Annotated in this window: 26 protein-coding genes and 1 pseudogene; 16 read left to right on the top strand and 11 right to left on the bottom strand. The window is 63.7% G+C overall.

Annotated features, from left to right (window positions below):
• Positions 1-473: 473 nt before the first annotated feature.
• The 6 genes and pseudogenes from JQ574_RS35340 (at position 474) to JQ574_RS30585 (ending at position 4024) form a co-directional block, all read left to right on the top strand.
• Positions 474-674: a GDCCVxC domain-containing (seleno)protein gene (locus tag JQ574_RS35340; RefSeq protein WP_212296262.1), complete on the top strand. Its 201-nt coding sequence runs from the start codon at positions 474-476 to the stop codon at positions 672-674.
• A gap of 26 nt (positions 675-700) precedes the next feature.
• Positions 701-964, top strand: a pseudogene (locus JQ574_RS35335) (ArsR/SmtB family transcription factor); the annotation flags it as partial.
• A 120-nt stretch (positions 965-1084) separates the two neighbouring features.
• Entirely contained in the window at positions 1085-1612 is a 528-nt protein-coding gene (locus JQ574_RS35330) for an arsenate reductase ArsC (protein ID WP_212272825.1), read from the top strand.
• Positions 1612-2310: an MIP/aquaporin family protein gene (locus JQ574_RS30595; RefSeq protein WP_212208199.1), complete on the top strand. Its 699-nt coding sequence runs from the start codon at positions 1612-1614 to the stop codon at positions 2308-2310. Before JQ574_RS35330 ends, JQ574_RS30595 begins: the two co-directional genes overlap by 1 nt.
• Positions 2307-2714, top strand: a complete 408-nt coding sequence (gene arsC, locus JQ574_RS30590; protein ID WP_212208198.1) for an arsenate reductase (glutaredoxin) — start codon at positions 2307-2309, stop codon at positions 2712-2714. Before JQ574_RS30595 ends, arsC begins: the two co-directional genes overlap by 4 nt.
• 50 nt (positions 2715-2764) lie before the next feature.
• Positions 2765-4024, top strand: a complete 1260-nt coding sequence (locus JQ574_RS30585; RefSeq protein WP_212208197.1) for an adenylate/guanylate cyclase domain-containing protein — start codon at positions 2765-2767, stop codon at positions 4022-4024.
• Here JQ574_RS30585 and JQ574_RS30580 read toward each other — a convergent pair.
• The 6 genes from JQ574_RS30580 to JQ574_RS30555 all read right to left on the bottom strand — a co-directional run bounded on the left by JQ574_RS30580 (position 4021) and on the right by JQ574_RS30555 (position 11871).
• Positions 4021-5232 carry a multidrug effflux MFS transporter gene (locus tag JQ574_RS30580; protein ID WP_212384139.1) on the bottom strand — a complete coding sequence of 404 codons (1212 nt, stop codon included), beginning with the start codon at positions 5230-5232 and terminating at the stop codon, positions 4021-4023. The genes JQ574_RS30585 and JQ574_RS30580 overlap by 4 nt on opposite strands.
• Positions 5233-5455: 223 nt before the next feature.
• Positions 5456-6709 carry an MFS transporter gene (locus JQ574_RS30575; RefSeq protein WP_212208195.1) on the bottom strand — a complete coding sequence of 418 codons (1254 nt, stop codon included), beginning with the start codon at positions 6707-6709 and terminating at the stop codon, positions 5456-5458.
• Between the two features lie 211 nt (positions 6710-6920).
• Positions 6921-8990: a peroxidase family protein gene (locus JQ574_RS30570; protein WP_212384138.1), complete on the bottom strand. Its 2070-nt coding sequence runs from the start codon at positions 8988-8990 to the stop codon at positions 6921-6923.
• Positions 8991-9179: 189 nt separating this feature from the next.
• A complete protein-coding gene (locus JQ574_RS30565; protein ID WP_249119703.1) occupies positions 9180-10943 on the bottom strand; it encodes a flotillin family protein in 1764 nt (587 codons plus the stop codon).
• Between the two features lie 2 nt (positions 10944-10945).
• The gene (locus JQ574_RS30560) at positions 10946-11596 is read right to left on the bottom strand and encodes an OB-fold-containig protein (RefSeq protein ID WP_212208246.1); all 651 of its coding nucleotides are present in this window, start codon (positions 11594-11596) and stop codon (positions 10946-10948) included.
• An 8-nt stretch (positions 11597-11604) separates the two neighbouring features.
• Positions 11605-11871, bottom strand: a complete 267-nt coding sequence (locus JQ574_RS30555) for a hypothetical protein (protein ID WP_212208193.1) — start codon at positions 11869-11871, stop codon at positions 11605-11607.
• Between the two features lie 168 nt (positions 11872-12039).
• Here JQ574_RS30555 and JQ574_RS30550 point away from each other — a divergent pair, with 168 nt between their 5' ends.
• Positions 12040-13437 (top strand): Nramp family divalent metal transporter, encoded by a 1398-nt coding sequence (locus JQ574_RS30550; protein ID WP_212208192.1) that lies wholly within the window; start codon positions 12040-12042, stop codon positions 13435-13437.
• 71 nt (positions 13438-13508) lie between these two features.
• Here JQ574_RS30550 and JQ574_RS30545 read toward each other — a convergent pair whose 3' ends face one another.
• The 3 genes from JQ574_RS30545 to hemB all read right to left on the bottom strand — a co-directional run bounded on the left by JQ574_RS30545 (position 13509) and on the right by hemB (position 16290).
• The gene (locus tag JQ574_RS30545; protein WP_212208191.1) at positions 13509-14285 is read right to left on the bottom strand and encodes an arginyltransferase; all 777 of its coding nucleotides are present in this window, start codon (positions 14283-14285) and stop codon (positions 13509-13511) included.
• A gap of 159 nt (positions 14286-14444) precedes the next feature.
• Positions 14445-14996, bottom strand: a complete 552-nt coding sequence (locus JQ574_RS30540) for an RDD family protein (RefSeq protein WP_212208190.1) — start codon at positions 14994-14996, stop codon at positions 14445-14447.
• Positions 14997-15228: 232 nt separating this feature from the next.
• Positions 15229-16290 (bottom strand): porphobilinogen synthase, encoded by a 1062-nt coding sequence (hemB, locus tag JQ574_RS30535; RefSeq protein WP_212296229.1) that lies wholly within the window; start codon positions 16288-16290, stop codon positions 15229-15231.
• 197 nt (positions 16291-16487) lie between these two features.
• Here hemB and JQ574_RS30530 point away from each other — a divergent pair, with 197 nt between their 5' ends.
• The 4 genes from JQ574_RS30530 (at position 16488) to JQ574_RS30515 (ending at position 18954) form a co-directional block, all read left to right on the top strand.
• A complete protein-coding gene (locus tag JQ574_RS30530; RefSeq protein WP_192733586.1) occupies positions 16488-16970 on the top strand; it encodes a DUF6163 family protein in 483 nt (160 codons plus the stop codon).
• Positions 16971-17532: 562 nt separating this feature from the next.
• The gene (gene ldtR, locus JQ574_RS30525; protein ID WP_192733585.1) at positions 17533-18048 is read left to right on the top strand and encodes a transcriptional regulator LdtR; all 516 of its coding nucleotides are present in this window, start codon (positions 17533-17535) and stop codon (positions 18046-18048) included.
• Between the two features lie 438 nt (positions 18049-18486).
• A complete protein-coding gene (locus JQ574_RS30520) occupies positions 18487-18714 on the top strand; it encodes a hypothetical protein (protein ID WP_212208188.1) in 228 nt (75 codons plus the stop codon).
• Between the two features lie 18 nt (positions 18715-18732).
• Positions 18733-18954, top strand: coding sequence for a hypothetical protein (locus JQ574_RS30515; RefSeq protein ID WP_212037750.1), 222 nt, complete (start codon positions 18733-18735; stop codon positions 18952-18954).
• Positions 18955-18960: 6 nt separating this feature from the next.
• Here the strand turns inward: JQ574_RS30515 and JQ574_RS30510 are convergent, their stop codons facing one another.
• A complete protein-coding gene (locus JQ574_RS30510; RefSeq protein WP_212208187.1) occupies positions 18961-19785 on the bottom strand; it encodes an HpcH/HpaI aldolase/citrate lyase family protein in 825 nt (274 codons plus the stop codon).
• Between the two features lie 72 nt (positions 19786-19857).
• Positions 19858-20781, bottom strand: a complete 924-nt coding sequence (locus JQ574_RS30505; RefSeq protein ID WP_212208186.1) for a ketopantoate reductase family protein — start codon at positions 20779-20781, stop codon at positions 19858-19860.
• Between the two features lie 189 nt (positions 20782-20970).
• Between JQ574_RS30505 and JQ574_RS30500 the strand changes: the two genes are divergently transcribed.
• From JQ574_RS30500 to JQ574_RS30480, 5 genes are all read left to right on the top strand, one after another.
• Positions 20971-21597 (top strand): glutathione S-transferase family protein, encoded by a 627-nt coding sequence (locus JQ574_RS30500; protein ID WP_212208185.1) that lies wholly within the window; start codon positions 20971-20973, stop codon positions 21595-21597.
• A gap of 340 nt (positions 21598-21937) precedes the next feature.
• A complete protein-coding gene (gene glyA / locus JQ574_RS30495; RefSeq protein ID WP_212208184.1) occupies positions 21938-23239 on the top strand; it encodes a serine hydroxymethyltransferase in 1302 nt (433 codons plus the stop codon).
• A gap of 25 nt (positions 23240-23264) precedes the next feature.
• A complete protein-coding gene (gene nrdR, locus JQ574_RS30490) occupies positions 23265-23747 on the top strand; it encodes a transcriptional regulator NrdR (protein WP_192733576.1) in 483 nt (160 codons plus the stop codon).
• Complete coding sequence (gene ribD / locus JQ574_RS30485; protein WP_212208183.1) at positions 23744-24895, top strand: bifunctional diaminohydroxyphosphoribosylaminopyrimidine deaminase/5-amino-6-(5-phosphoribosylamino)uracil reductase RibD; 1152 nt, start codon at positions 23744-23746, stop codon at positions 24893-24895. The genes nrdR and ribD overlap by 4 nt, the downstream gene beginning before the upstream one ends.
• Positions 24896-25504: a riboflavin synthase gene (locus JQ574_RS30480; RefSeq protein WP_212208182.1), complete on the top strand. Its 609-nt coding sequence runs from the start codon at positions 24896-24898 to the stop codon at positions 25502-25504.
• The last annotated feature ends 7 nt before the right edge of the window (positions 25505-25511 follow it).

The following is a 25511-nucleotide window of genomic DNA, read 5'->3' as shown; positions in this document are numbered from 1 at the left end:
TGGCTTTACGGCTTATAACGCGCTCTCCCCGGAGACGAGTTCTCGATTGACTCCGTCGCCCCTGATCAGCTTTTGGCTTCTCAGGAACTTGACGCCAGCAACGGGCGCCAGGACCACGCGTCTTCGCCGTACGCCGCTGTCGCGTTACGTCTCCGCAACATCAGCGTCCACCGCAACCCGTCCAACGTCCGTGACGACGGCCGACGCCCTCTGAGTGGGACGGGATGGCTGTTATATAAACCGATTTTTGATTCTGTAAAACAGAAATTTTTTTGTTTCCGGGGCTTGACATGATTTCTGTTAATCGTAAGTGATTTGCCCGTCGGGTTGTTTTGTCGCGCCTTGGCTGCTAGATTGTGCTTGACCGCTAGGCGACGCAGTGCGCGTTGCGCAGTTTCGCGGTGGGGCGATCGACGATCCTTGTGGCGGCGTTGAACGCGATGCGGCTGAAAATGAGTGTGAGCAAATCCCTGATGCAGTTGGAATCAACGCTCACTTGCCCAAAGTGCAGTCATCAATCCGTCGAGACCATGCCCACCAACGCCTGCCAGTTCTTTTACGACTGCAAGGGCTGCGGCGAGCGTCTCAAGCCTCGCTCGGGCGATTGCTGCGTGTTTTGTTCTTACGGCACCGTGCCGTGCCCGCCGATCCAGTCGGGAATTTGCCGCTCGTAGTGGCAATATCGATAAGCCGCTTGACGATGTTCAGATATATCCATAAGTCTGGATATATGGAATCAGAACAGGCCATTCTTGCGCTCGCTGCATTGGCGCAGCCGACCCGGCTCGAGGTGTTTCGCCTGCTGGTGAAGCACGAACCGGAGGGGCTGGCGGCCGGCGATATCGCCAAGTCGCTGGCGGTGCCGCAAAACACCATGTCGTCTCATCTGGCGATCCTGTCGCGGGCGGGGCTGGTGACGGCCCAGCGCTTCAGCCGCTCGATCGTCTACCGCGCCGATCTCGACGCGTTTCGGGCGGTCATGCTGTTCATGGTCAGGGATTGCTGCGACGGACGTCCGGAAATCTGCGCGCCGCTGATCGAAGACCTCACGCCTTGCTGTTCACCTCGAAGAGGAGGAAAGTCCATGTCTGATCGCATGTATAATGTTCTCTTCCTTTGCACTGGAAATACCGCCCGTTCGATCCTGGCCGAGGCGATTCTGCGGAAGGATGGCCATCGCCACTTCCGCGCCTTCTCCGCGGGGAGCCAGCCGAAGGGAACGGTGAATCCATTCGCGATCAGGGTCCTCAATAGCCTCGATTATCCGACCGGCGATTTGCGCTCCAAGAGTTGGGAGGAGTTCGCGCGCCCCGGCGCCCCCGCGATGGATTTCATTTTTACGGTTTGCGACAATGCCGCAGGCGAGTCCTGCCCGGTGTGGCCCGGCCGGCCGATGACTGCGCATTGGGGTATTGCAGACCCGGCGGAGGTTGTTGGTACCGATATCGAGCGCGAAGCGGCATTCGTCGAAGCATTCCGGTACATGAAGAATCGTATCGCCGCGTTCACGAGCCTGCCGCTGAGCAGCATCGATGCGCTGTCGCTGGGAACGCGGCTGCGCGATATCGGCCGCATCGATGGTGCCACTAACGGTCACGAGAAGGCGAGTTGATGTCCGATTTTGATCTTCCGCGCCGCTTGACCGCCGAAGCCCTCGGCACCGCGATACTGGTCGCGACCGTGGTCGGCTCCGGCATCATGGCGGAAACGCTGACCAAGGACGTTGCGCTCGCGCTGCTCGGCAACACGCTGCCGACCGGTGCGATCCTCGTCGTGCTGATCAGCATTCTCGGGCCGATATCGGGCGCGCATTTCAATCCTGCGGTTTCCCTGGTGTTTGCGCTCCGGCGCGAGCTGACGGCGCGCGAGGCGTTGTCGTACGTGGCGGCGCAGATCGCCGGCGGCATCGCCGGGACCATCATGGCGCATGCGATGTTCGGCCTGCCGCTGCTGGATGCCTCGCTGAAGGTGCGAACCGGCGGCGCGCAATGGCTGGCGGAGGCGGTGGCCGCGTTCGGCCTGCTTGCGACGATTTTGGCCGGTATCCGGTTCAACCGGGCGGCGATCCCCTGGCTGGTCGGGCTTTACATCACGGCGGCCTATTGGTTCACGTCGTCGACGTCGTTTGCCAATCCCGCGGTCGCCATAGCCCGATCGCTGACTAATACGTTTTCGGGCATCCGCCCAACCGATCTGCCCGGCTTCATCGCCGCCGAACTCTGCGGTGCGCTCGCCGCCATGATCTTGATGGGCTGGCTGCTGCGCGGGGCAGGCGAGGTGGTCGCAACTGCGAAGGAAGCTCACCCATGAGCGTGACGATCTATCACAACCCGTCCTGCGGCACCTCGCGCAATACGCTGGCGATGATCCGCCAGAGCGGCGAAGAGCCCGAGGTGATCGAGTACCTGAAGACCCCGCCGAGCCGCGCCCGGCTGGTCGAGCTGATCGCGGCGCTTGGCATTTCCGCACGCGAGTTATTGCGCGAAAAAGGCACGCCCTATGCGGAGCTCGGCCTTGCCGATCCCAAATGGAGCGACGACGAACTGATCGATTTCATGCTCGCCCATCCGATCCTGATCAACCGGCCGATCGTGGTGACGCCGAAGGGGGTTCGGCTGTGCCGGCCGTCGGAGATGGTGCTCGACCTGCTCGACCGTCCCGTGGCCTCCTTCGTGAAGGAAGACGGCGAAGTCGTCGTATCCGGGAAAACCTAAGGGATTTCCGCAGGCTTCCGTCTGTCACGATTGCGCGGCATAATGGCGGCATGGAACTCACGCCCCGCCTGCGCCTGATGAACTGGATCGCCCATCAGAGCCTGACAGGCCTGCCCGAGAACGATCTGCTCCGCGGCTTTTGCGAACGCTGCCGCGCCCATGGCCTGGAGCTGTCGCGCGCAATGGTCATCATTGACACGCTGCACCCGGTGTTCGAGGGCCGCGGATTTCGCTGGAGCGATTCCCAGACCAACGAGGCCGACAGGTTTGAATATGGTTCGAGCAGCGAGGGCGCCGTCGCGGATAACTGGCGGCGCTCGACATTTTACCATTTGCTTGAAACCGGTGGCGACGAGCTGCTGATCGATCTGTCCGATTGCGAAGGCCTCGATTTCAACATGATCGAGGACCTGACCGCCAAGGGTCACAAGCATTTTCTCAGCTTCGTGCACCGGTTCGGCGAAGCCGGCACCATGGGGCAGATGGACTGCTTTTACTCGACATGGGTAACCCGGCGCGACGAAGGATTTGGCGAGCAGGGACTCGCCGCCTTGCGCGAGCTGGTGCCGGTGCTCGGGCTTGCGGTCAAATCCGCCGCACAGGCTGAGGTCGCGCGGACGCTGGGGAGGGTCTATCTCGGCCGGGACGCATCCGAGCAGGTGCTGCGCGGCCGCATTGCCCGCGGCGTCACCGAGCGCATCAACGCGGTGCTGTGGTTTTCGGATCTGCGCGGCTCGACCTCGATCAGCGAGAGCATCGAGCCCGGCCAGATCATCCCGTTCCTGAACGATTATGCGCAGGCCTCGATCGACGCCATCCATGACGCCGGCGGCGAGGTGCTGAAATTGATCGGCGATGGCGTGCTGGCGATGTTCACCAACGAGAACATGGCCGTTGCCAAGCGCACGGCGCTGCGCGCCGAACACCATTTCCGGCGCAACATGGCTGCGGTCAGTGCCCGCCGTGCCGCCGAAGGCGTGGCGGTGACGACGGCCCATGTCGGCCTGCATGTCGGCGAGGTCTTTTACGGCAATATCGGCAGCGATGACCGGCTCGACTTCACCGTGGTGGGGCCGGCCGTCAACGAAGTCAGCCGCATCGCCTCGATGTGCCGCTCGGTCGACCGCGAATTGCTGACCTCGGAGGCGTTTCGCACCGGACTGGACGCTGCGGGGCGCAACTATCTGGTTTCCACCGGCCGCTACGCGCTGCGCGGCATCGGCCGCGCGCAGGATCTTTATACGCTCGATCCTGACATTGCGGCGGATGAAGTCGTGGCCGGAAAGTACGAGCGGTATCTCGGAAGCTAGGCCGCTTTGGCGCGCAGCGGGTAGAGTGCGACCGCCACCAGGGAAAACACCGTCAGCACCACACCGAGCGCGAACAGCGCCTCGTGCGAGATCGTCGCGGCCAGCCAGACGCCGATCGCCGCATTCATCATCTGCCAGAAGCCGACCAGCGCGGAGGCCGCGCCTGCCTTCTCGCCGAACGGGGAGAGCGCCTGCGCGGTGCCCAAGGGGTTCACGATGCCCATGCCGAGCAGGAACACGCTCATCGCGCCCAGAAACGGCAGGAAGGTCGGGCCATACAGCGACACCAGCAGCATCGCGAGGCTGCCGGCAGCGGCCGCGAATAATCCGCCGCGGATCGAACGGTCGAGCCCGTAACGCGGCGCCAGCTTTGTCGCCAGCATTCCGGCTGCGAATACGATCAGCACGGTGCCGGCAAAGAACAGGCCCAACTGGATGGGCGTAAAGTGCATCGCTTCGATCAGCACGCGGGGCGCGGCCGAGAACATCGCGAACAGACCGCCCATGATCAGGCTCACGGTCGCGGCCGGCACCACGAAACGGCGGTCGGAGATCAGGCCAAGATAGTTTTGGGCGATCGCGAGCGGGTCGAGCGGTGTGCGCGTCGCATGATGGGTCTCGCCCAGAACCATGCGGTAGGCGAGCGCGCCGAGCACCGCAAAGGCGGCGACAAGCGCGAACTCGGAACGCCAGCCGAAATAATGGTCGAGCGCGCCGCCGAGCAGCGGCGAGAAGCCAGGCGCCGCCGCCATCGCAATCATGATCAGCGCCATCGCGCGCGCCAATGCGGCGCCGGAGAACAGGTCGCGCGCAATAGCGCGTGACAGCACGGAGGTGGCGCAGGCGCCGGCGGCCTGGACCACGCGGCCGGCGAGCAGGTTGGGCAGGTCGGTGGCGAGGCCGCACCAGACGCTGCCGGCGAAAAACACGGCAAATCCGATCAGCACCGGCCAGCGGCGACCGTAGCGGTCCGAGATCGGCCCGACCACCAGCTGGCCGACTGCGAACACCGCCAGAAAGATCGTGATCGCTGACGTGACCGCCGCGCTCGTGACGTGCAGCGAGGCTGCCATCTGCGGGAGCGACGGCAGCAGGATATTGGTCGCCAGCGTCCCGGTGGCAGCCAGCGCCGCCAGCACCGCGATCTGCAGAACGGTGGAGGACGCCTCGGGACGGGGGCGCGCGATCGCTACGGTCTGGTCGGCCATGGAGGGTTCCCGTTTTCTATAAAATGATGGATATCATATAAAACGGCGTACGGAAACCGAAAGAGACGTTGGTAGGCAATTTTGGAAGAAAATCGTTGCCAAGGCCGACATTGCGAGCGAAGCGAAGCAATCCATCTCTCCGCGGAAAGAATGGATTGCTTCGTCGCTTTGCTCCCTTGCGCAAACGCTTCGCGTTTGTCGCAGGCAATGACGAGGAGAGGCCTCAACACGCCCGCAGCGCCGGCCCGTCGCCGACCATTTCCGGCTGCCGCGTCAGCGAGACGGCGGGCGACATCAGGATGACCAGCGCTTGGGCGGCGAAGATCGCGGTCGCCAGGTAGAGGCAGGCTTCGGCGCTGTAGAGCCCGCCGACGATGGCGCCGAGCGCCGAGCCGAGCGGGCGGGCGCCATAGCTCATGATGTTGATGGCGGAGACGCGGCCCAAGAGCGAGGGCGGCGTCACCGATTGGCGCAGCGTGGTGGTGGAGATCACCCACAGGATCGGACCGACGCCGAGCAGGAAGAAGCTCAGGCCCGCGAGCAGCGGTGAGGGAAAGATGGTCGTCAGCGCCATCACGGTGGCGGCGACGAAACCGGTCACCGGGCCGAGCCCGATCACGGTGCCGAAGGCGAGGCGCTTCATGACGCGCGTTGCCAGGAGCGCGCCGACCACCATGCCGACGCCGTACATCGCGAGCGTGGTGCCGACGCCGGTCGCGGAAAGGCCGAGATGACGCACGGCATAGGGCACGAACACCGCAAGCAGCAGGAAGGAGGCCGTGTTGAAGATGAACTGGGTGATGAACACCGGCCGCAGCAGCTTGTGGTGCAACACGAACACGGCGCCTTCCTTGATCTCCTGCAGCGGATGGCGGCGCGGGGCGGGCGCGCGGGCGGGCTCATAGATGCCCGACAGCAGCACGACCGCGATGACCGACAGCGCAGCGGCAAATCCGAACGCGGGGGCGGCGCCGACCCATCCGACCAGCACGCCGCCGAGCGCGGGGCCGCTGGCAAAGGCGACTGTGCGCGCCAGTTCAATCCGGGCATTGGCCGCGGGCAGTTGCTCCGGGTTCACCAGCGACGGCACCAGTGCCGGTGCCGCGACGCTATACGCGACCGTGCCGCACACCGCGATGAAGCCGAGCAGAGCCAGCAGCGGCAGCGTCATCCAGCCGAGCCAGATCAGCAGCAGGATTCCGCCGAGCGCCGCCGCACGCAGCGCTTCGGAGCCCGCCATCAGCCAGCGCCGCGAGATGCGGTCCGCCAGCAGGCCGGCAGGGATCGCAAACAGGATGAAGGGCAGCGTCAGCGCGGTCTGCAGCAGGCCGGTCTGGCCTTCGCCGACGCGCAGCAGCAGCACGGCGACGATCGGGGCGGCGGCCAGCGCGACTTGTTCGGCCGATTGCGCGGCGAGGTTCGACCAGGCGAGGCGGTTGAAGGTCGGCGGCAGGCGCGGCGTCTCGGCGGCGGACATGGGGCGATTCCCTGATGGCTTTATCGGCCCTCATTGTCCGACGACAGCACGGCCCAACCCACCCGTTTCCCGACAAGCGGCGGGGCAACGAAAAAACCTCCACACGTGAACGTGTGGAGGTTTCTCACCTTGATGTGTCAGCGATGTCTCCCAACACCAGTGATCTGTCCGGCTAAACACTTGTCCCGGCCATCCACGTCTTGCTGACCCATCAGACGTCGAACAGAAAGTCGTGCCTGCTGAGTATATAGGGCCGCACACCCATCAATTCGATCCAGTCGTCGCCGACGTGCACGATCGTGTTGCCGTGATTGCCCGAGATTTTTACATCGCGAAAGTCGAGGCGGCCGGCATGCTCGAACACCAGCAGGTCGACGCCGGGATCGAAGTCGGTGATCCTGGCTTTGGTGGCGCCGGTATCGAACACGAAACGATCGGCGCCGGCATGGCCTGTCATGGTTTGTTTGCCGGTGCCGGCGAACAGGTAATCGCCTTGCGGACCGCCGATCAGGGTGTCGGTGCCATCGGAACCGATCACGATCTGGCGGGCGTCGGGGTCTTCGGACTCGACGCCGCCGGCAAGGCCGGTGTGCCGGACATAGGTGACGAAGACGTCATCCTGGATGTGCCTGGTGTCGGTGTTGCGCAGGATGATGTCGGCGAGCGTCGTGCCCTTGATCTCGGACAACGTCTTGGCGTCAAAACCCTGGTTCTCGAACCAGAGCCGGTCGCCGTCGCGCAGCGCCTCGAACTGCATCGTCAGGATGGCCTGAAAGGTTTCGCCGACCAGCGCGCCGGGGACATGGTTTTCCGACAGGCCACCGGTCCACAGGCCGACATTGTTGACGTTGCCGTAGGCCGCCTTCAGCCCGGCCAGCGTCTGCGGGTCGCTCGTGATCTGGCTGAAATCCGTGTAGGGGTCGAGCCCGAGCGCTTCACGGGTCTGGTTGAGCGTGCCGAGGCCGAGGTCGCGGGCGCGCTGGATATTGATCGCGGCGAGATCCATCGACACCGGCGCATCGACCAGAAAATTACGCAGATCCTCGACGATGCGCGCATCGAGCGCCTGCGAGGGATCGGCGGCCAGATGGCGCAATTGTCCGTCGGCGCCGCCATTGTCGATGAAGTTGGCCGCCGGCTGGAAGAACACGTCTTTCAGGTCTTCCTCGGAGCCGGCGATGACCTCGCCGTTCTCCGCAAGGCCTTCGGTTTCGCCCGAGACGATCGAGTGTCCGAAGCGGAACGCCGCGGCGACGAATTCCAGCGTCAAATGCGGATCGACATTGGGGTCGTAGCCGTCATAGGGCGTGAGCGCGTCCTTGCCGACGAGGTTCGGCAGGAATTCGGAATAGGTGATGTTGGCGATTTCCGCCGACACGATGGCGCGGGCGTAATTGTAGAGCTGGTCGCCGCTCCAGTTCGGATGCTCAAGGTGCAGTTTGTCGACCTGGTAATTGTGTTCGCGCACGAACAGCGTCTGCAGCGCGGTTAGCGCCGGGTTTTCCGCAGCACGGCCGTCGCCGGCCACCACCATGCCGTTGACGATTGGCAGGTTGTCGCCCGCTGACGTCTTCATGTGGCCGTCGGCAGTGCGCAGGCTGGCGGCGACCGCTGCACTCGACCCGTAGACCATCGAGGCGTCGAGCCAGGCGGAATTGGAATTGACCGCCATCGCCGGATTGGACGTGCCGGCACCGGTCGTGGGATCGGTGACGGCGCGGGTGATCCGAATGATGGTGCCGGCGGGGAATACGGGATCGCCGGCGGGAACCACGACGCTGATGTCGTTGACGCCGTCGGTGCGGGTCAGCGTGATGTCATGATCGATGAATTGGCCCCAGGCGTACATGAACGCGGAAACACCTTCCGGGTTCGCCACATCGGCATCGCCGGCGCCGACCACGAGATTGCTGATGGTGCGCGGATTGTTGCCGCCCAGCGGCACGGAAATGCCGTCGGCAAAATGCGCCGTCCCGATACGTGCGAATTCGGTGCCGGCGGCGTTGAGGGTGGAATCGGACCGGTTGTTCTGCGAGCCGTCGAAGCTGCGGTACTCGATTTTTACCGGCTGCGGACCCGGTTGGCACGACGGGCCGTCATGCGGGCCATGAGAGCCGTGGCCCCCGTGAGAACCATGGGATCCGTGAGAGGGGTGGGCGTCGTGCGTGTCATGTGAACCGTGAGGCTGGTGCGGCAGGAAAAAATGCTGGGAAAAATGGCCAAAGTGGAAATCGTCATGGTCTCCGTCCTTGCCGCCAAAAGCCCGCTTGAGCTGACGCATCGACCGTCTCCCTGACCTGCAATTGCGAATTATTCGCAACTAGTGTCACTAATGAGAAGCATTTGCAATAAGGAAATGAAGGGGGACGAACGCGCCGTGCCCGGCAAGGCGTAAAAAAAGCCCGCCGCATCGACTGCGGCGGGCTTCTCTCTGTTTGCGATCTGACGGCGGCTCAGACCGTCATCGCGACTACGACTTCGGTCCGAGCGTCGCCTTGCCCGTGCCCGAGATGGTGGTCGGCGGCGTTGCGGGGCTGTCGGCAGGCGCCGGCAACTCCGCTTCGGTCAGCGGGCCGCTGCCGGCACGCAGCGCATTCAACAGGCTGGTCATGCCGTCGGGGCCAGCCGGGAAGCCAGCCTCGCCGAGAATCCTGTCGATCATCGGCTTGAACGCCGATACCGACAATAGCTGCGCGGCGAGACCATCACCGAGTCCGAGACCGCCATTGCCGCCGCCGTTCATCGCGCCGTTGCCGCCACCGCGACCGAGCATGCCGCCGGTATCGAAGATCCGGATGTCGGAGATCTTCTCGATCGGCTTGACCGCTTCGGCCAGCGCGCTCGGAATGATATTAATGCGGGCGAGGTTGAGGTCGTACTCGATCATCTCGGCACCGAGCTTGTTGCGGGCCTCGGCCTTGAGCGCCGCCACCTCGGCCTCGGCTTCACCGAGCGCCTTGACGCCGGTCGCACGCGTGGTTGCGGCGTCGGCGTCGGCCTTGGCGAGCACGTTGATCGCTTCCGCCTTGTTGGCGGCGGCCTGTCGTTCGGCTTCCGCCATCACGGTGATCGGCATCGCGTCGGTTTCCGCCACCTTGCGCGCCGCGATCACGTTGATGATCTTGTCGCGCTCGGCGATTTCGGTGGCCCGTGCCGTCGTGACCTTTTCTTCGGCTGCGATCGCCAGCGCGCGCGCCGTTTCCGCGATGGTCTGCGCTTCGGATTGCTCCTTGTTCTTGGTGGCGACGACGATCGCGGCTTCCTGCGCCACGATCTGAAGATCACGTTCCATTTCGGTGGTGCGGCGCTTCACCGCCAGATCAGCCTCGATCTTCTTGGTGTCGCGGGCCTGGTTGGCCTCGGTCTGGACGTTGGCGACGGCCAGTTCCTGCTGGATGCGGTATTCGGCCTCGTTCTGCAGCGCCGTCTGCTCGACCTGCGCGGTCTGCGCGCGCATCGCGGCGGTCTTGTTGGCGATGTCGCGCTGCTGCGCCAGTTCCGCCTCACGCTTGGTGCTCTCGATCGTCAGCGTGGTCTGGCGGGCGACCAGATCCTGCTGCGCGATGTTGACCTCGGTGGTGCGGACGATCTGGTTGCGCTCCTGCTCACGCTCCTTGGTGATCTTGGTCAGCGTGGTGAGGCCGTGCGCGTCGAAGAAATTGCTCGGATTGAAATGCTTGATGTCGCTCTGGTCGAGCCTCGTCAGCGAGACCGATTCAAGCTCGAGGCCGTTGTTCTGGATGTCGGCGCCGACCGCGTCCTGCACCGATTTGACGAAGGTCGCGCGCTGTTCCTGCAGCTCTTCGAGATGCATGGTGGCGGCGACCGAGCGCAGGCCGTCGACGAATTTCGCCTCGATCAGTTCGCGCAGTTCAGCAGCGTCGTTGGTGCGGTTGCCGAGCGTCTGCGCGGCCAGCGCGATCGACGACATGTCCGGTTTGACACGGACGTAGAACTCGGCGCCGATGTCGACGCGCATGCGGTCCTTGGTGATCAGCGAGTCCGGGCCGCCGCGGGCGACCTCCAGCCGCAACGTCTTCAGATTGACGGCTGCCGTGGAATGGAAAACCGGAAGCACGACGGAGCCGCCGTCGAGAACGACTTTCTGGCCGCCAAGACCGGTCCGGACATAGGCCTCGTCGCGGGTCGAACGCCGGTACAGCGTCGCGAACATGAAGCCGATGATGACAAAGAGAAGGACGCCGATAGCGATCGGTACTGCAAGTTCCCACATGTTCATGCCCTGTCTGATGACCATTGTTGTGCAATGAGGTTGGCTGGTGCGGCAATCGCGATAAAGCTCCTGGTGTCGCGGTCGACCAGCAACACGCTGGTGCCGACCGCGAGCGCTTTCGAATCGGGGCCGGCGCGCGCCGGGACAGAGTGCCAGTTGCCGAAGACATCCTTGAGACGGACGCGGCCGGGCAGTCCCTGGTCGAGCGGACCGATCGAAACCACGGCGACCTGGCCGACGAAGTCGGCCTCATCGACCGCATAGGTCTCGTCGCGCGGGATCACGCGTGAGATCGCGCGGCTGGTAACCCGGACTGCCGGAATGGCGCCGATGATGGCGCCGACGGCGGCGAGCGAAACCGGGAGAGAAATTCCAACACTGTGCGCGATGGCCTGCAGGAAAAATCCCACGATCGAAAACATGCCAAGCGTCAACATCAAAAGAATCAAAAGCGGAACGCGCCCCGCATTGATCCAGAGAAACAGGCCGGAGATGGCGCTGTGGCCGTCGGCCTCGATCTCGACATCCTTGCCGACGATGTGGCTGAGCGAAAACCCAACCATCGTCGACAGCAATTCGATCACGGCAAGCACTGCCACGATCGCCGCGGCGATCGTGAAGGGGCGGACGTCCGCCGCCAGCAGGAGGTCGATGACGGCGCTCATTGTGAGGATTTGATCCGCGCGAGGCGTTCGGTGATCGCCGTTTCGTGGGTCATGGCCTTCTCCGGTTGGGATTTGACGGCGATGTCGATCTCGTAAGCCGGGCCGTCTGAGACCAGGTGAGCCGGGAAGGGGCACTCCCAACCGGCAAGGTAGCCCGGAACTTCGAATGAAACCAAGACGCGTCCTCGGACTGTGCTGATGGTCATGGTTGTTGGTCCCTTGATCGCGATCTGTTTGTCGTCGAGCGGGATTCGCCGGTTCATGGTTCCAGCCACGTAAACTGGCGCGGTCGCGCAGGCCGAGGGTCACCAGACGTGCGCGCAGGCCGGTCTCGACGCGAATTTCTCGTCTGCCGGTATCATCTTAGGGTGATCACTAGATGCAGTTGCAAATGAGTTGCAATAAGGGCGAATTTCGACCATCTTGATGAGATGGATGCACGAACGCCCGAATTGGGCCGAAAGACTAATTCGGAGAGCTTGGCTGTGGCCTTGCAAGACGCCGACGCCGGCTGGCGCGCCGACGCCGCAGCGAACAGGCAGCGCAGTCTGGCCGAAGTCAACGCGACCATCGCGGTGCCGCTGGGTGGCCATTGGGCGCGCCGGCTGCTGGCGTTTCTTGGGCCCGGCTATCTGGTTTCCGTCGGCTATATGGATCCCGGCAATTGGGCGACCGACCTCGCCGGTGGATCGAAGTTCGGCTACACGCTGCTGTCGGTGATCCTGCTGTCGAACCTGATGGCGATCCTGCTGCAGGCGCTCGCCGCACGGCTCGGCATCGTCACCGACCGCGATCTCGCGCAGGCCTGCCGCGCCAGCTTTTCGCGTCCGGTCAATTTCATGCTGTGGCTGGCCTGCGAGGCCGCGATCATCGCCTGCGATCTGGCGGAAGTGATCGGCACCGCGATTGCGCTGAAGCTATTGTTCGGCATTCCCCTGATCGGCGGCGCGCTGATCACCGCGCTCGACGCCTTCCTGCTGCTGCTTCTGATGAACAAGGGTTTTCGCTTCCTCGAAGCCTTCGTCATCTCGCTTTTGATCGTCATCGCGGTCTGTTTTGCGATCCAGATCTTCGCGGCCGCGCCGCCGGTTGCCGCGGTGCTGCGCGGCTTCCTGCCGTCGACCGAGATCGTTACCAATCCGGAGATGCTGTACATCGCGATCGGCATCATCGGCGCCACCGTGATGCCGCATAACCTCTATCTGCACTCCTCGATCGTGCAGACCCGCGCCTATCCGCGCACCGACGAGGGCCGGCGCGATGCGATCAAATGGGCGACCACGGACTCGACCATCGCGCTGATGCTGGCGCTGTTCATCAATGCCGCGATCCTGATCGTGGCCGCCTCGACGTTCCATTCCAGCGGCCGTACCGATGTGGCCGAGATCGGGCAGGCGTATGAGCTGTTGTCGCCGCTATTGGGCCTCGGGATCGCCTCGACACTGTTCGCCGTCGCGCTGCTGGCGTCCGGCCTCAACTCGACGGTAACGGCCACGCTGGCCGGCCAGATCGTGATGGAAGGCTTTTTGCACCTGCGCCTGCCGAACTGGGCGCGGCGGCTGGTCACCCGCGGCGTCGCGATCGTCCCCGTCGTGATCGTCACCGCACTCTATGGCGAGAAGGGCACGTCCAACCTGCTGGTCTTCAGCCAGGTCATCCTGTCGATGCAATTGCCGTTCGCGGTGATCCCGCTGGTGCGATTCGTTTCCGACCGCCGCAAGATGGGTGATTTCGCGATTTCGCGTTCGGTCGCCACGCTGGCGTGGATCGTCGCCGGGATCATCGTGACGCTGAACGTCAAGCTGCTGTACGACACGCTGTTTGGCTGAAGAAGTCGCGAAGGGCGAGTAGCGAATGGAAGTTACCCTATTCGCCACTCCCTATTCGCCATTCGCCATCTTCAATCCTGCGGCTCGGTCAGTACTTCGCCTGACGCGTCGATGCGCAGCCAGCCTGAGGGGGCCAGCCGCTGCTGCGGCAGGAAGCGGCCCTTGTAGTCCATCTTCTTGGAGCCTTCGATCCAGTAGCCGAGATAGACGTAAGGCAGCCCCAGCCGCCTTGCGCGCGTGATATGGTCGAGGATCATGAAGGTGCCGAGCGAGCGGCTGTGCTCCGACGGCTCGAAGAACGAATACACCATCGACAGCCCGTCGCTGAGCACATCGGTCAGGGCGACGGCGATCAGCTCGTCGCCGCGGCCGGTGATGCCGGAATCGACGTTGCGCTTGCGGTATTCGATGATGCGGGTTTCGACGTGGCTGTCTTCCACCATCATGGCGTAGTCGAGCACGGTCATGTCGGCCATGCCGCCATGGCGGTGACGCCGGTCGAGATAGGCGCGGAACACCGAATATTGTTCCGAGGTCGGCACCGCGCTGCGCTGCTCGCCGATGATGTCGGCATTGCGCGCGAGAATTTTGCGGAAATTGCGCGAGGGCCGGAACTCGTTGGCGACGACGCGCACGGAAACGCAGGCGCGGCACTGGTCGCAGGCCGGCCGGTAGGCGATCGACTGGCTGCGCCGGAAGCCGCCATGGGTGAGGAGGTCGTTGAGGTCGCCGGCCTTGTCGCCGACCAGATGCGTGAACACCTTGCGCTCGTGCCGTCCCGGCAGATAGGGGCAGGGCGAGGGCGCCGTCAGGTAGAACTGCGGGGTATCACGCGAATGCTGGGTCACGTCGGGTCGTCAGGCCTCCGAAACACGAACAATAACGCTTTCCGGTGAACAATTGGTACCGGTGAGGGCAGTTCGGCCCCGATCCTGATCCGGGCCGAACAAACCTGAGCATCGCGCCGCGCGGGCTGACGGTCAATCAATTTGGAGTGTGACATCCCTTCAATAGGCGCGCGCCGGAGGTACAACCTGTGTGCGAACCGAGCTGTTGATGACGACGGTTCCCAGCACGATGTCATGCAGCAGCCGGCGGCGGCCGTTGAACAAGCCGATCAGGAGCACCAGCGGCGTCAGGAACGAGATCGACACCCAGAACAGCACGGCGTGGGTGGCGCCGAGCACGAAATAGCCCGGCGCGCCGTACCAGGTGCGCAGTTCCAGATCCATCACGCGCATGCCCACGGTCGCCGAATGCGGCCCGCCGAGGGAAGAGCCGTAATAGACGATGGCCCAGACGATCGTGGCCGGCCAGGCCAGCCAGAACAGCGCCCAGCCGAGCCCGAGTGTGATCAGGCCGAACACCGCGATGAAGATGTAGCCCAGGATCACCGGGACCGAGAGCACGACGAGGTCGATCAAAAAGGCGAACACCCGCCGCGTCAGCAGGCCGCGAAACAGTTCCGGCTGCAAATCGGGGTCGAACGCATGCGGCTGCACGCCGCCATCGTTACGCCAGCCGCCGCCACCGGTATTACCCGAACCGCTATACGACATGATCAGTCCTCCAGAACGTGCATATTCCCGCATGCCGAGACATCAAGCGGAGACATGGGAACCGCGCCTGCGCGCGCAAGGGCCGCGACGGTTACCAAACGGCAATATTCAGGCGATTCGGGGGCTGCGGACTTGAGGAACGCGTAGGGCAAAGGCGCTCTTGCGCCGTGCCCACCATTGTCTCCGCCGCTAAAGTTGGTGGGCACGGCGCTTTGCCCACCCTACGAAGGCTTCAGCTCTCCGCCTTGATCTTCTCCGCCGCGTTCGGCGCGAAGTACGTCAAAATACCGTCGGCGCCGGCGCGCTTGAAGGCGAGCAGGCTTTCCATCATCGCGCGTTCGCCGTCGATCCAGCCATTGCCGGCGGCTGCCGCGATCATCGCGTACTCGCCCGACACCTGGTACACGAAGGTCGGCATCGCAAAGGTGTCCTTTACCCGCCGCACGATGTCGAGATAGGGCATGCCGGGCTTGACCATCACCATGTCCGCGCCCTCGGCGATGTCGAGTTCGACCTCGCGCAGCGCTTCGTCGGAATTGGCGCTGTCCATCTGATAGGTGCGCTTGTCGCCGGTCAGCGTCTTTGCCGAACCGATGGCGTCGCGGAACGGGCCGTAGAAGGCGGAGGCGTATTTCGCCGCGTACGACATGATCTGCACGTCGGTAAAGCCTTCATCGTCCAGCGCCTCGCGGATCGCGCCGACGCGGCCGTCCATCATGTCGGAAGGCGCGATCACATCGCAGCCGGCTTCGGCCTGCACCAGCGCCTGGCGGACCAGCACGGCGACGGTTTCGTCGTTCAGGATCCGGCCGTCCTCGATCAGGCCGTCATGGCCGTGACTGGTGAAAGGATCCAGCGCCACGTCGCAGAGCACGCCTAGGCCCGGGAATTCCTTCTTGATCGCGCGCACCGACTGGCAGACGAGGTTGTCGGGGTTCAGCGCCTCGGAACCCTGTTCGTCGCGCAGTGAAGGGTCGGTATAGGGGAACAGCGCGATGCAGGGGATGTTGAGCTTCGCCGCGCGCTCGGCATCACGGACCGCCTGATCGACGGTGATGCGGTCGATGCCGGGCATCGAGGCGACCGCGGTGCGGGTATTGTGGCCGCCGACGATGAACAACGGCCAGATCAGATCGTCGGTCGTCAGCACGTTTTCCCGCACCATCCGCCGCGCCCATTCGGCCTTGCGGTTGCGCCGGGGGCGGATCGCGAGGTCGAGCGGGGCCGAGGTGAGGGCGGTCTGGTGCCGCGGAGCGTCGCGCATTTCGATCGGACGCCCGAATTTGATCGCCATATGATGGTACTCCCCGGCGGAAGGCTGATTTGGCCTGATTTGGACCTGGTCTAATTCTAGCATTCCGGAACGGCCGCGTCACCGCAGCTTGATTTGCGCCAGCGGCAATTGATTTTGCCGACGCGGCGGGCCAAGACTCTGCCTATACCAAGACTCCGCCTATAAGGACCCGTTTTCGCCTGTGAGCACCGATTCTCATGTCTGACACCTCCGCGCGCGACCCGTCGCGGGATAACAGGGACAATGCCCGGGACAATGCGATGTCGGTGGCGGCGATCTCGTCCGAGCGGATCGAGCCTGATGACAACGCTTGGACCCGGCGGCTGGTGCTGTTCCTGCGCATCATGGCGGTCATCTCGATCGCCAAGGGCCTTTACCATTGGGCGCAGGTGACCGGTTTCATCGGCGGCGAGGAAGAGGCGTTCGAAAATCAGTCGATGGCCTGGCAGACCGCGACGATCTATTTCGCCGTGATTGAACTCGTCGCCGCCGTAGGCCTGTGGCTTGCGACGCCCTGGGGCGCGGTGGTGTGGCTCACCACAGTCGTGTCGATGGCGGTGATCGAATTGATGTTTCCGGGCATCTACGGCGGCAGCCTGACGGTGGTCGGCGTCGAAGCCGTAATGCTGGCAGCCTATCTCGCACTCGCCTGGATGGCCGCGCGCGAACGGCCGCCATAGCAGTCGTGCGCACGTCCTCCGTTTTGCTGGAATCTTGCTGCGAATAGCCGGCCACATGGTTCGAGACGGGCGGCGTTGCCGCGCTCCTCACCATGAGGGTCCTAAGAGCGCATCCTGAACTGAACTGCTCGACCTCACCTTGAGGAGTCACGCAGTGGCGTCTCGAAGGATGAAGCCCGAACTGTTAATTGCGCCAGCGCACCTGCGTCCCAGAATGGGCCGCGCCATCCCGTAAGATTTTCGACGATTTTCGCGGTAACTTTTCAGTCACCGTAAAGGGTTCCCTCGCGTCGGTTACCCAGGCGTTTCGAATTCAAACGAACCTGTTTTGGAATGCGACAACCCTTCCAGACGAAGCGTGAACAGAGGCCCACCACCGTCAATGAAATCTTGCGAAAAGCCCTTTATCCATGGGCTTAATCCGCGATTCACTGTCTTAAATTCATGATCTCTTTATTGTCTTATTTAAGCGGATCTTCAAACGGCCCCCTTAAGTTGAAGCTATCAGGCGGGACAAAAGTTTCGTCGAATAAGTCGATAAAAACGACAACAGGGGAATGTCATGATGAAAGCCGTTGCAACGGCGGTGGAAACCGCTGAACGCTCTGCCGGTCAAGCTCCGGTGCAGCCGCTCTATCTTGAAGCATTGACTTTGGTGGAGCGGCTGCATCGCCGGCTGCTTGACGTGATCAAGGATGAATTCGATCGCCGCGGCCGCGCCGATATCAACTCGGTGCAGGCGCTGCTGCTCTATAACATCGGCGACAAGGAATTGACCGCAGGCGAGCTGCGCACGCGCGGCTATTACCTCGGCTCCAACGTCTCCTACAATCTGAAGAAGCTCGTCGAGCTCGGCTTCCTCGATCATCAGCGTTCGCGCGTTGATCGCCGCTCGGTCCGCATCCGTCTGACCTCGCAGGGCCAGGAAATCCGCAAGATCGTCGACGCGCTGTATCAGAAGCACGTCAAGACCGTGGAGCAGGTCGGCGGCATCTCGAACGAGGAGTTCGCGACGCTGAACAAGTCGCTGCATCGGCTCGAGCGGTTCTGGACCGACCAGATCCTGTATCGGCTCTGAGATTTACATAGCGTTTTCGAGCGAAGTGGACTTCCGGTTCGCGTGAAGAAAACGCGTAAAATAAGAATTCGAATCCGCGGCCAAGCCGGCCACGCAGAAGACCGGCAGCCAACAGCGGATCATGAACTGGCAAGGCAGTAAGCCCTGCCCAAGGCGCATCGGCTCCGGGTTACCGGATCCGGTGCGTTTTGCTTTTTGGGCCTGAGTGTCGAGTGCCGCGGCGTCATCCTTCGCGGCGCGCGCAAGACCGCTTCGGGCATGGCCGCTTCGAGTGGTGGCGGACACAGTTTCACCTGATAAAGCGCATCAAAACAACAAGCTGCACCTCGACTCTAAGGTCACGCGGGCATAGGCGCGCGCCCAGCAAACAGCCGGTTTCCCGCAATGGAACTTGTGCCGGGCTCGCGCATTATATCGCTGACACGGGGACCGAAGAACATGCTCGTCGAGCGCGGATTGCGGGTGATGAATGTCGAGGTGGTGGGCGACGCTTACGCCATCGCTTCGAATTATCTCCGCAGGACCGGCGCCATCCCGGATACTTTCGCCACCGACGAGCGGCTGCTCGAAATCATCGTGCAGATGTTTCAGCGCGGCGAACTCAACAAGATCCGCCTCGCCAACAAGGCGATCGCCAAATTCGAAGCCGAAACCTACATCGCCTGATCCCCACCGGAGAACTTCATGGAAGCCGCCATCGACCGCATCATGCACACCTATGACCTGCTGGTGAACCGTAGCTCTGCCGCGAACGATGAAGCGCGCGAGAAGGTGACCGACTATGTGAAGACGCTATTCGAGGCCGGCGAAAAGGACACCCACCGCCTGACCGTGTGCGGCCTGACCTATCTGCGCCAGCTCGACGGCTCCACCGATCCGGTGAAGGCAGGCTATACCGGGATGTGAGTTGGCTCAGCCCGCCTTGCGATCCGCTTCGAGCTTCCGCAACGAGGCCGACTTGAGACTGGCGCCGGCCAGCATGTAAGCGTGATCCGATCCCGTCAGGATGAACTGCGCGCCGAGATCGGCATAATGCTTCATGGCGTCCGGTTCGTAGACGCCGCCCATGCCGAGGAATTTGCCTGCCTTGCGGCACGCCGCGCCGACGCTGCGATAGGCTTCCTCGACGCGCGGATGCAGGATTTGACCGGAAATACCCATCTCCGCGGTCAGGTCGGAGGTTCCGATCAGCAAGCCGTCGATCCCGTCAACGGCGGCAATCCCGGCGGCATTGGCCACGCCTCCAGGGCTCTCGACCATCGCGACGACCAGGATTTCCTGGTTGATGGCGGCCTGGGCCTCGGCGGCGCCGGGCGGCTTGTAACCGAACAGCGCGGATGGTCCGCCCCAGCTCCGCGACCCCAACGGCGGATAACGAAAGGCGCTAGCAATGCGCCGGGCCTGATCGACCGTATCGACATGCGGTACGATGACGCCGGCGGCGCCGTTGTCGAGCGCCCGCGTGCCTTCATCAATCGCGCCTGCGCAAATCCGGACGATCGGCGTGATGCCGGTCGGCAACGCGGCGATGCAGATCTGCGCGACGTCATCCTGCGAAAATGCACCGTGCTCGACGTCGATGAAGATCCAGTCATGCCCGGTCGCCGCGGCGATCATGCCCGCTGCCGCGGTGCGCAAATGGTGCAGGCCGAATCCGAGGGCGAGCTCGCCCGCCCGCAATTTCCTGATCGTGGCGTTCTCGACAAGCGGCATATGCTTCTCCGTGATGTCGCGCATCGAGGCGCGTCGCAAAGTGGTGGCTACAGTGCCGAGATGTCCGGCGATGTAAAGGACATGGCGCCTCGCGCCTCAGCCCGGATTGCCCATGATGTACGGCTTCAGCATCGCATACATCAGGCTGTGCGTCGGCGTGGGCACGCCGAGCTTCTTGCCGAGTTCGACCACCTTACCGCCGAGCCAGGGCAGCTCCAGCCGGTTGCCGCGTTCGAGGTCGAGCGCCATCGACGGCTTTTGGTGCGCGGGCAGGCTGTCGGAATATCCTGATGTCGTCTCCACTGCGTTGTCCGGCAGCGCCACGCCATAGGCGCGGCCGACATCCATCACTTCGCGGTAGGCCGACATCAGCACCGGGCGAATATCAGGATCGTCGCGCAGCGCACCGATCGGCTGGCGCGCCAGCGCCACCGCGCTGGCGTTGGCGGCGAGCAGGATGAACTTCATCCAAAGTTCGGTGAGGATCGCGTCGCTCAGCTTCGCCTCGAAGCCGGCCTTCTGGCAGAGCGCAAGAAATGCTTCGCCGCGCGGGCTAGCCCTGCCGTCGAGTTCGCCGAACACGATGCGCATGAAGGTGCCGACCTGCTGGATCACGCCTGATGCTATGATGTTGGCGCTGATTTGCGCGACGCCGCCCATCACGGCGTTTTCGCCGAGTATCGGGATCAGCCTTTCTGCGGCATCGACGCCGTTCTGCAGCGGGATGACAGCCGTATCGGGGCCGATCAGCGGCTTGATGCTGATCCCGGCGCTTTCGACGTCCCACAGCTTGACGCAGAACAGCACGAAATCGACCTTGCCGATCTCGGCGGGATTGTCGGTCGCCTGTGTCGGCACCAGATGGATGTCGCCGCGCGGGCTTTGAACCTTCAATCCGTCGCGCTTCATGGCCGCCAGGTGCGCGCCGCGCGCGATGAAGGTGACATCCGCGCCGGCTTTCGCCAGCGCCGCCCCATAACCGGCGCCTACGCCGCCGGTGCCGACAATTGCGATACGCATCGTTCTCTCCTCGTTGGCAAAAACCTAGCACCGCAGGCCGATACCAGGCAAAGGTGTGTTTGCGCCTCGTCATTGCTTCGCGGAGCCTGTCATCGGGCGCGCATTCGCGCGACCCGTTGGTCGCAATGACGGCGTTAGAAATCTCTGGTAAACAACAACACCAACAAGAAACCTATTGAGGAAACTGCCATGCTCACGGTTCATCATCTCAACGACTCCCGCTCGCAGCGGATCCTGTGGCTGCTCGAAGAGCTTGGCACGCCCTATGAGATGAAGCGCTATCAGCGTGATGCCACGACGCGGCTGGCGCCGCCGGAACTGACGGCGATCCATCCGCTCGGCAAGTCGCCCGTCATCACCGATGGCGGCACCACGATCGCGGAGTCCGGTGCGATCGTCGACTACATCATCCGCAAATACGGAAAAGGCGCGATGATGCCGGCGCCCGGCAGCGCCGACTATGAGGCGTACAATGAGTGGCTGCATTATTCGGAAGGGTCCGCGATGCTGCCGCTGATGCTGAACCTCTATGTCGGCAGGCTGAAGGAGGCGGGCGCGCCGCTGCATCCGCGCATCGACAGCGAGTTGGCCAATCATCTCGGCTATGTCGACCGCGCGCTGAAGGGGCGCGAGTTCTTCATCGGCCCGTCATTGTCGGGTGCCGATATCCAGATGAGCTTTGTCGGCGAGATGGCAAAGGTGTTCGAAAAGCTTGGGCCGTATCCGAACCTGGCGGCCTGGCTGACGCGTATGCACGCGCGCCCGGCGTTCCAGCGCTCGATCGAAAAGGGCGGGGCGTACCGGTTTGCGAAATAGGCCGTCGTTCCGGCGAACGCCGGAACCCCAGCGTGAGCGCATTTGCGCTCATCGCGGCGCCGCGGCCCCTCGGTAGGACAAAGGTGTCTGAGACCTTCTTTTAACAATGGCGGCTGCGGCGTATGGGCCCCGGCTCAAGGCCGGGGCGACAGCGGGGGGAGTGGCGCCGGACTGGCATCCCCGCCATCCCCACCATATCTTGCATAACTATCAGACGGATACCGCAAGTGCTTGGCCGGCCCGGGCCGATGTGGTATCTCGCAAGCGCTTCTTTCGACCGCCACACGTAACCGACCGCTGTGCCGCTTAAGGCCTTGCGGCGGTGGAGATATTTCGGCCCATGACCTCCAGCAGCAAAACCGCCTCCGCGCCCGACTCGTTCTTCACGGCCACTCTCGCCGAGGCCGATCCGGAAATCGCCGCCGCCATCAAGGGTGAACTCGGCCGGCAGCGCCACGAGATCGAGCTGATCGCCTCGGAAAACATCGTCAGCCGCGCGGTGCTGGAAGCGCAGGGCTCGGTGATGACCAACAAATACGCGGAGGGCTATCCGGGCGCGCGCTATTATGGCGGTTGCGAATGGGTCGACGTCGCCGAGACATTGGCGATCGATCGCGCCAAGAAACTGTTCGGCGCCCAGTTTGCCAACGTTCAGCCGAATTCGGGCAGCCAGATGAACCAGGCGGTGTTCCTGGCGCTGCTGCAGCCCGGCGATACCTTCATGGGCCTTGATCTTGCCGCCGGCGGCCATCTCACCCACGGCGCGCCCGTCAACATGTCCGGCAAATGGTTCAAGGCGCAGCACTACACCGTGCGCCGCGACGACCAGATCATCGACATGGACGAGGTGGCGCGCCGCGCCGAGGAAGTGAAGCCGAAGCTGATCATCGCCGGCGGCTCCGCCTATTCACGCGCCTGGGACTTCAAGCGCTTCCGCGAGATCGCCGACAGCGTTGGGGCCTATCTGATGGTGGACATGGCGCATTTCGCCGGCCTCGTCGCCGGTGGCGTCCATGCCTCGCCGGTGCCGCATGCCCATGTCACGACCACGACCACGCACAAATCGCTGCGCGGCCCGCGCGGCGGGTTGATGCTGTGGAATGACGAGACGCTGACCAAGAAACTCAACTCGGCGATCTTCCCGGGCCTGCAGGGCGGTCCGTTGATGCACATCATCGCCGCCAAGGCGGTGGCATTTTCCGAGGCGCTGCGTCCGGACTTCAAGATCTACGCCAAGAACGTCGTCGAGAACGCCAAGGCGCTGGCGGAAGCGCTGCGTGCGCAGGGCCTCGACATCGTCTCAGGCGGTACCGACAACCATCTGATGCTGGTCGATCTTCGCCCCAAAGGCCTGAAGGGCAACGTCTCGGAGAAGGCGCTGGTTCGCGCTGCGATCACCTGCAACAAGAACGGCATTCCGTTCGATCCCGAAACGCCGTTCGTCACCTCGGGCCTGCGTCTGGGCACGCCGGCGGCGACCACGCGCGGTTTTGGCGTCGCCGAATTCCAGCAGGTCGCCTCCATGATCGCCGAAGTGCTGAACGCGCTGGCGCAATCGCCCGACGGCAAGGCGCCGCTGGTGGAAGCCGCGATCAAGGAACGCGTCAAGGCACTCACCGACCGCTTCCCGATTTATCAGTAAGGGTCACTAGTAAGGGATACTTGGGATGCGCTGCCCCAGCTGCAACAGTCTCGATACGCAGGTGAAGGATTCGCGCCCCACCGAGGATTCCGCCGTGATCCGGCGGCGGCGGGTCTGCATCGCCTGCAATTTCCGCTTCACCACCTTCGAGCGGGTGCAGCTCCGCGAACTGACCGTGATCAAGCGCAACGGCCGCCGCGTGCCGTTCGACCGCGACAAGCTGGTGCGCTCGTTGCAGATCTCCCTGCGCAAGCGCCCGGTCGATCCGGAGCGCGTCGAAAAGATGGTCTCCGCCATCGTGCGCGAGCTCGAAAGCGGCGGCGAGGCGGAGGTTTCCTCGGAAGCGATCGGCGAGATCGTGATGGAGCATCTGCGCCAGCTCGATGACGTCGCCTATGTGCGTTTTGCCTCGGTCTATCGCAACTTTCGCGAGGCCAAGGACTTTGAAGCCGTGCTCGGTGAGCTGTCCGGCGAGGAAGACGCACGGGTCACCGCGTTGCGCAAATGATCTTCCGTATCCTGGAAGACCAGTACGCGCAGAAATCCAGGGAATCCAAAGCCGCGGACGCGCGCTTCATGCAACTCGCGCTTGCGCTCGGCCGGCGCGGGCAGGGGCGCACCTGGCCGAACCCCGCCGTCGGTGCCGTCGTCGTCAAGGACGGCGTCATCGTTGGGCGCGGCTGGACCCAGCCCGGCGGTCGGCCGCATGCCGAGCCGGATGCGCTCAAGCGCGCCGGTGACGCCGCGCGCGGCGCCACGCTCTATGTGACGCTGGAGCCGTGCTCGCATTTCGGCAAATCGCCGCCTTGCGTCGATGCCGTGATCGCGTCGGGCATTGCCCGCGTGGTGTCGGCGATCGAGGATCCCAATCCGGAAGTGGCCGGACAGGGCCACGCCAAATTGCGCGCCGCCGGGATTATCGTCGATGTCGGCCTGAATTCCGCGGAAGCAGCATGCGACCATGCCGGGCATTTCCGACGCATCCGCGACAAGCGCCCGCATGTGATCCTCAAGCTGGCGGTCTCCGCCGACGACAAGATCGGCGCCGCCGGCAACAAGCCGGTCGCGATTACGGGTGAGGCAGCAAGGACACGCGTGCATCTGCTGCGCGCGCAGTGCGATGCGATCCTGGTCGGGATCGGCACCGTGCTGGCCGATGATCCGGTGCTGACCTGCCGGCTGCCGGGGATGGAGCATTTATCGCCGGTACGTGTGGTGCTGGATCGGAGCTTGCGGACTCCCGGCACCAGCCGTCTGGTGCAGACCGCGCGCGAGACGCCGCTCTGGGTCATGACGTCGGATCTCGCCGAAGCGCCGGCCGCCATGAAGCTCGGCGCCGCCGGAGCGCAGGTGATCCGCGTCGCCGCGTCAAGCGCGCCGCCGGGGCTGGATGTGACGGCGGTGCTGCGTGCACTGTCCGACAAGGGCGTTTCGCGGCTGATGGTCGAGGGCGGGGCGCGCGTCGCGTCGTCCTTTGTATCGGCGGGGCTGGTCGATGAGGCATGGCTGCTGCGCGGACCCGAGGCGGTCGGCGTGGGCGGCATTCCCGCGCTGGACGCATTGCCGCTGTCGGCTCTCACCGGGTCGCCCGCCCTAAAAGTCCGTGCTAGCGAAAGCCTTGGTCTAGATACTCTCACGATCTACGAGCGCCCCTAAATGTTCACCGGAATAGTCACCGATATCGGCGAAATCGTCAGCCTGACGCCGACGGCGCAGGGGCAGTTGCACCGCTTGCGCATCGCCTGCCGCTACGATCGCGCCACCATCGCCGATGGCGCCTCGATCGCCTGCAACGGCGTCTGTCTCACCGTGGTCGCCTCCGGCGTCGATGATGGCAAGACCTGGTTCGACGTCGATGCCGCGGCCGAGACGCTCGGCATGACCACGGCGAAGCACTGGGGCAAAGGCACAAACCTCAATCTCGAGCGCGCGCTGAAGATCGGCGACGAACTCGGCGGCCACATCGTGGCCGGCCATGCCGACGGCATCGCCAGCATCGTCAAGCGCGACGATCTGCCCGATATGGCCAGGTTCGAACTGCGCACGACGCGGGAACTGGCGCGCTTCATCGCCGTCAAGGGCTCGATCACCCTGGATGGCGTGTCGCTGACGGTGAATACGGTCGAAGACGTGGTGTTTTCGGTGCTGATCATTCCCCATACGCTCAGCGTCACGACGCTGGCGGACTGGAACGCGGGCAGCGAGGTCAATATCGAGGTCGATCTGATGGCCCGCTATGCGGCGCGGCTGTCGGAAATGAAATAGCAACAGC

This window comes from Bradyrhizobium sp. AUGA SZCCT0158 (assembly GCF_018130065.1).
Classification (GTDB): Bacteria; Pseudomonadota; Alphaproteobacteria; order Rhizobiales; family Xanthobacteraceae; genus Bradyrhizobium.
Note: the sequence above shows the minus strand (reverse complement) of the source record. Positions and strands in the feature narration are given on the sequence as shown.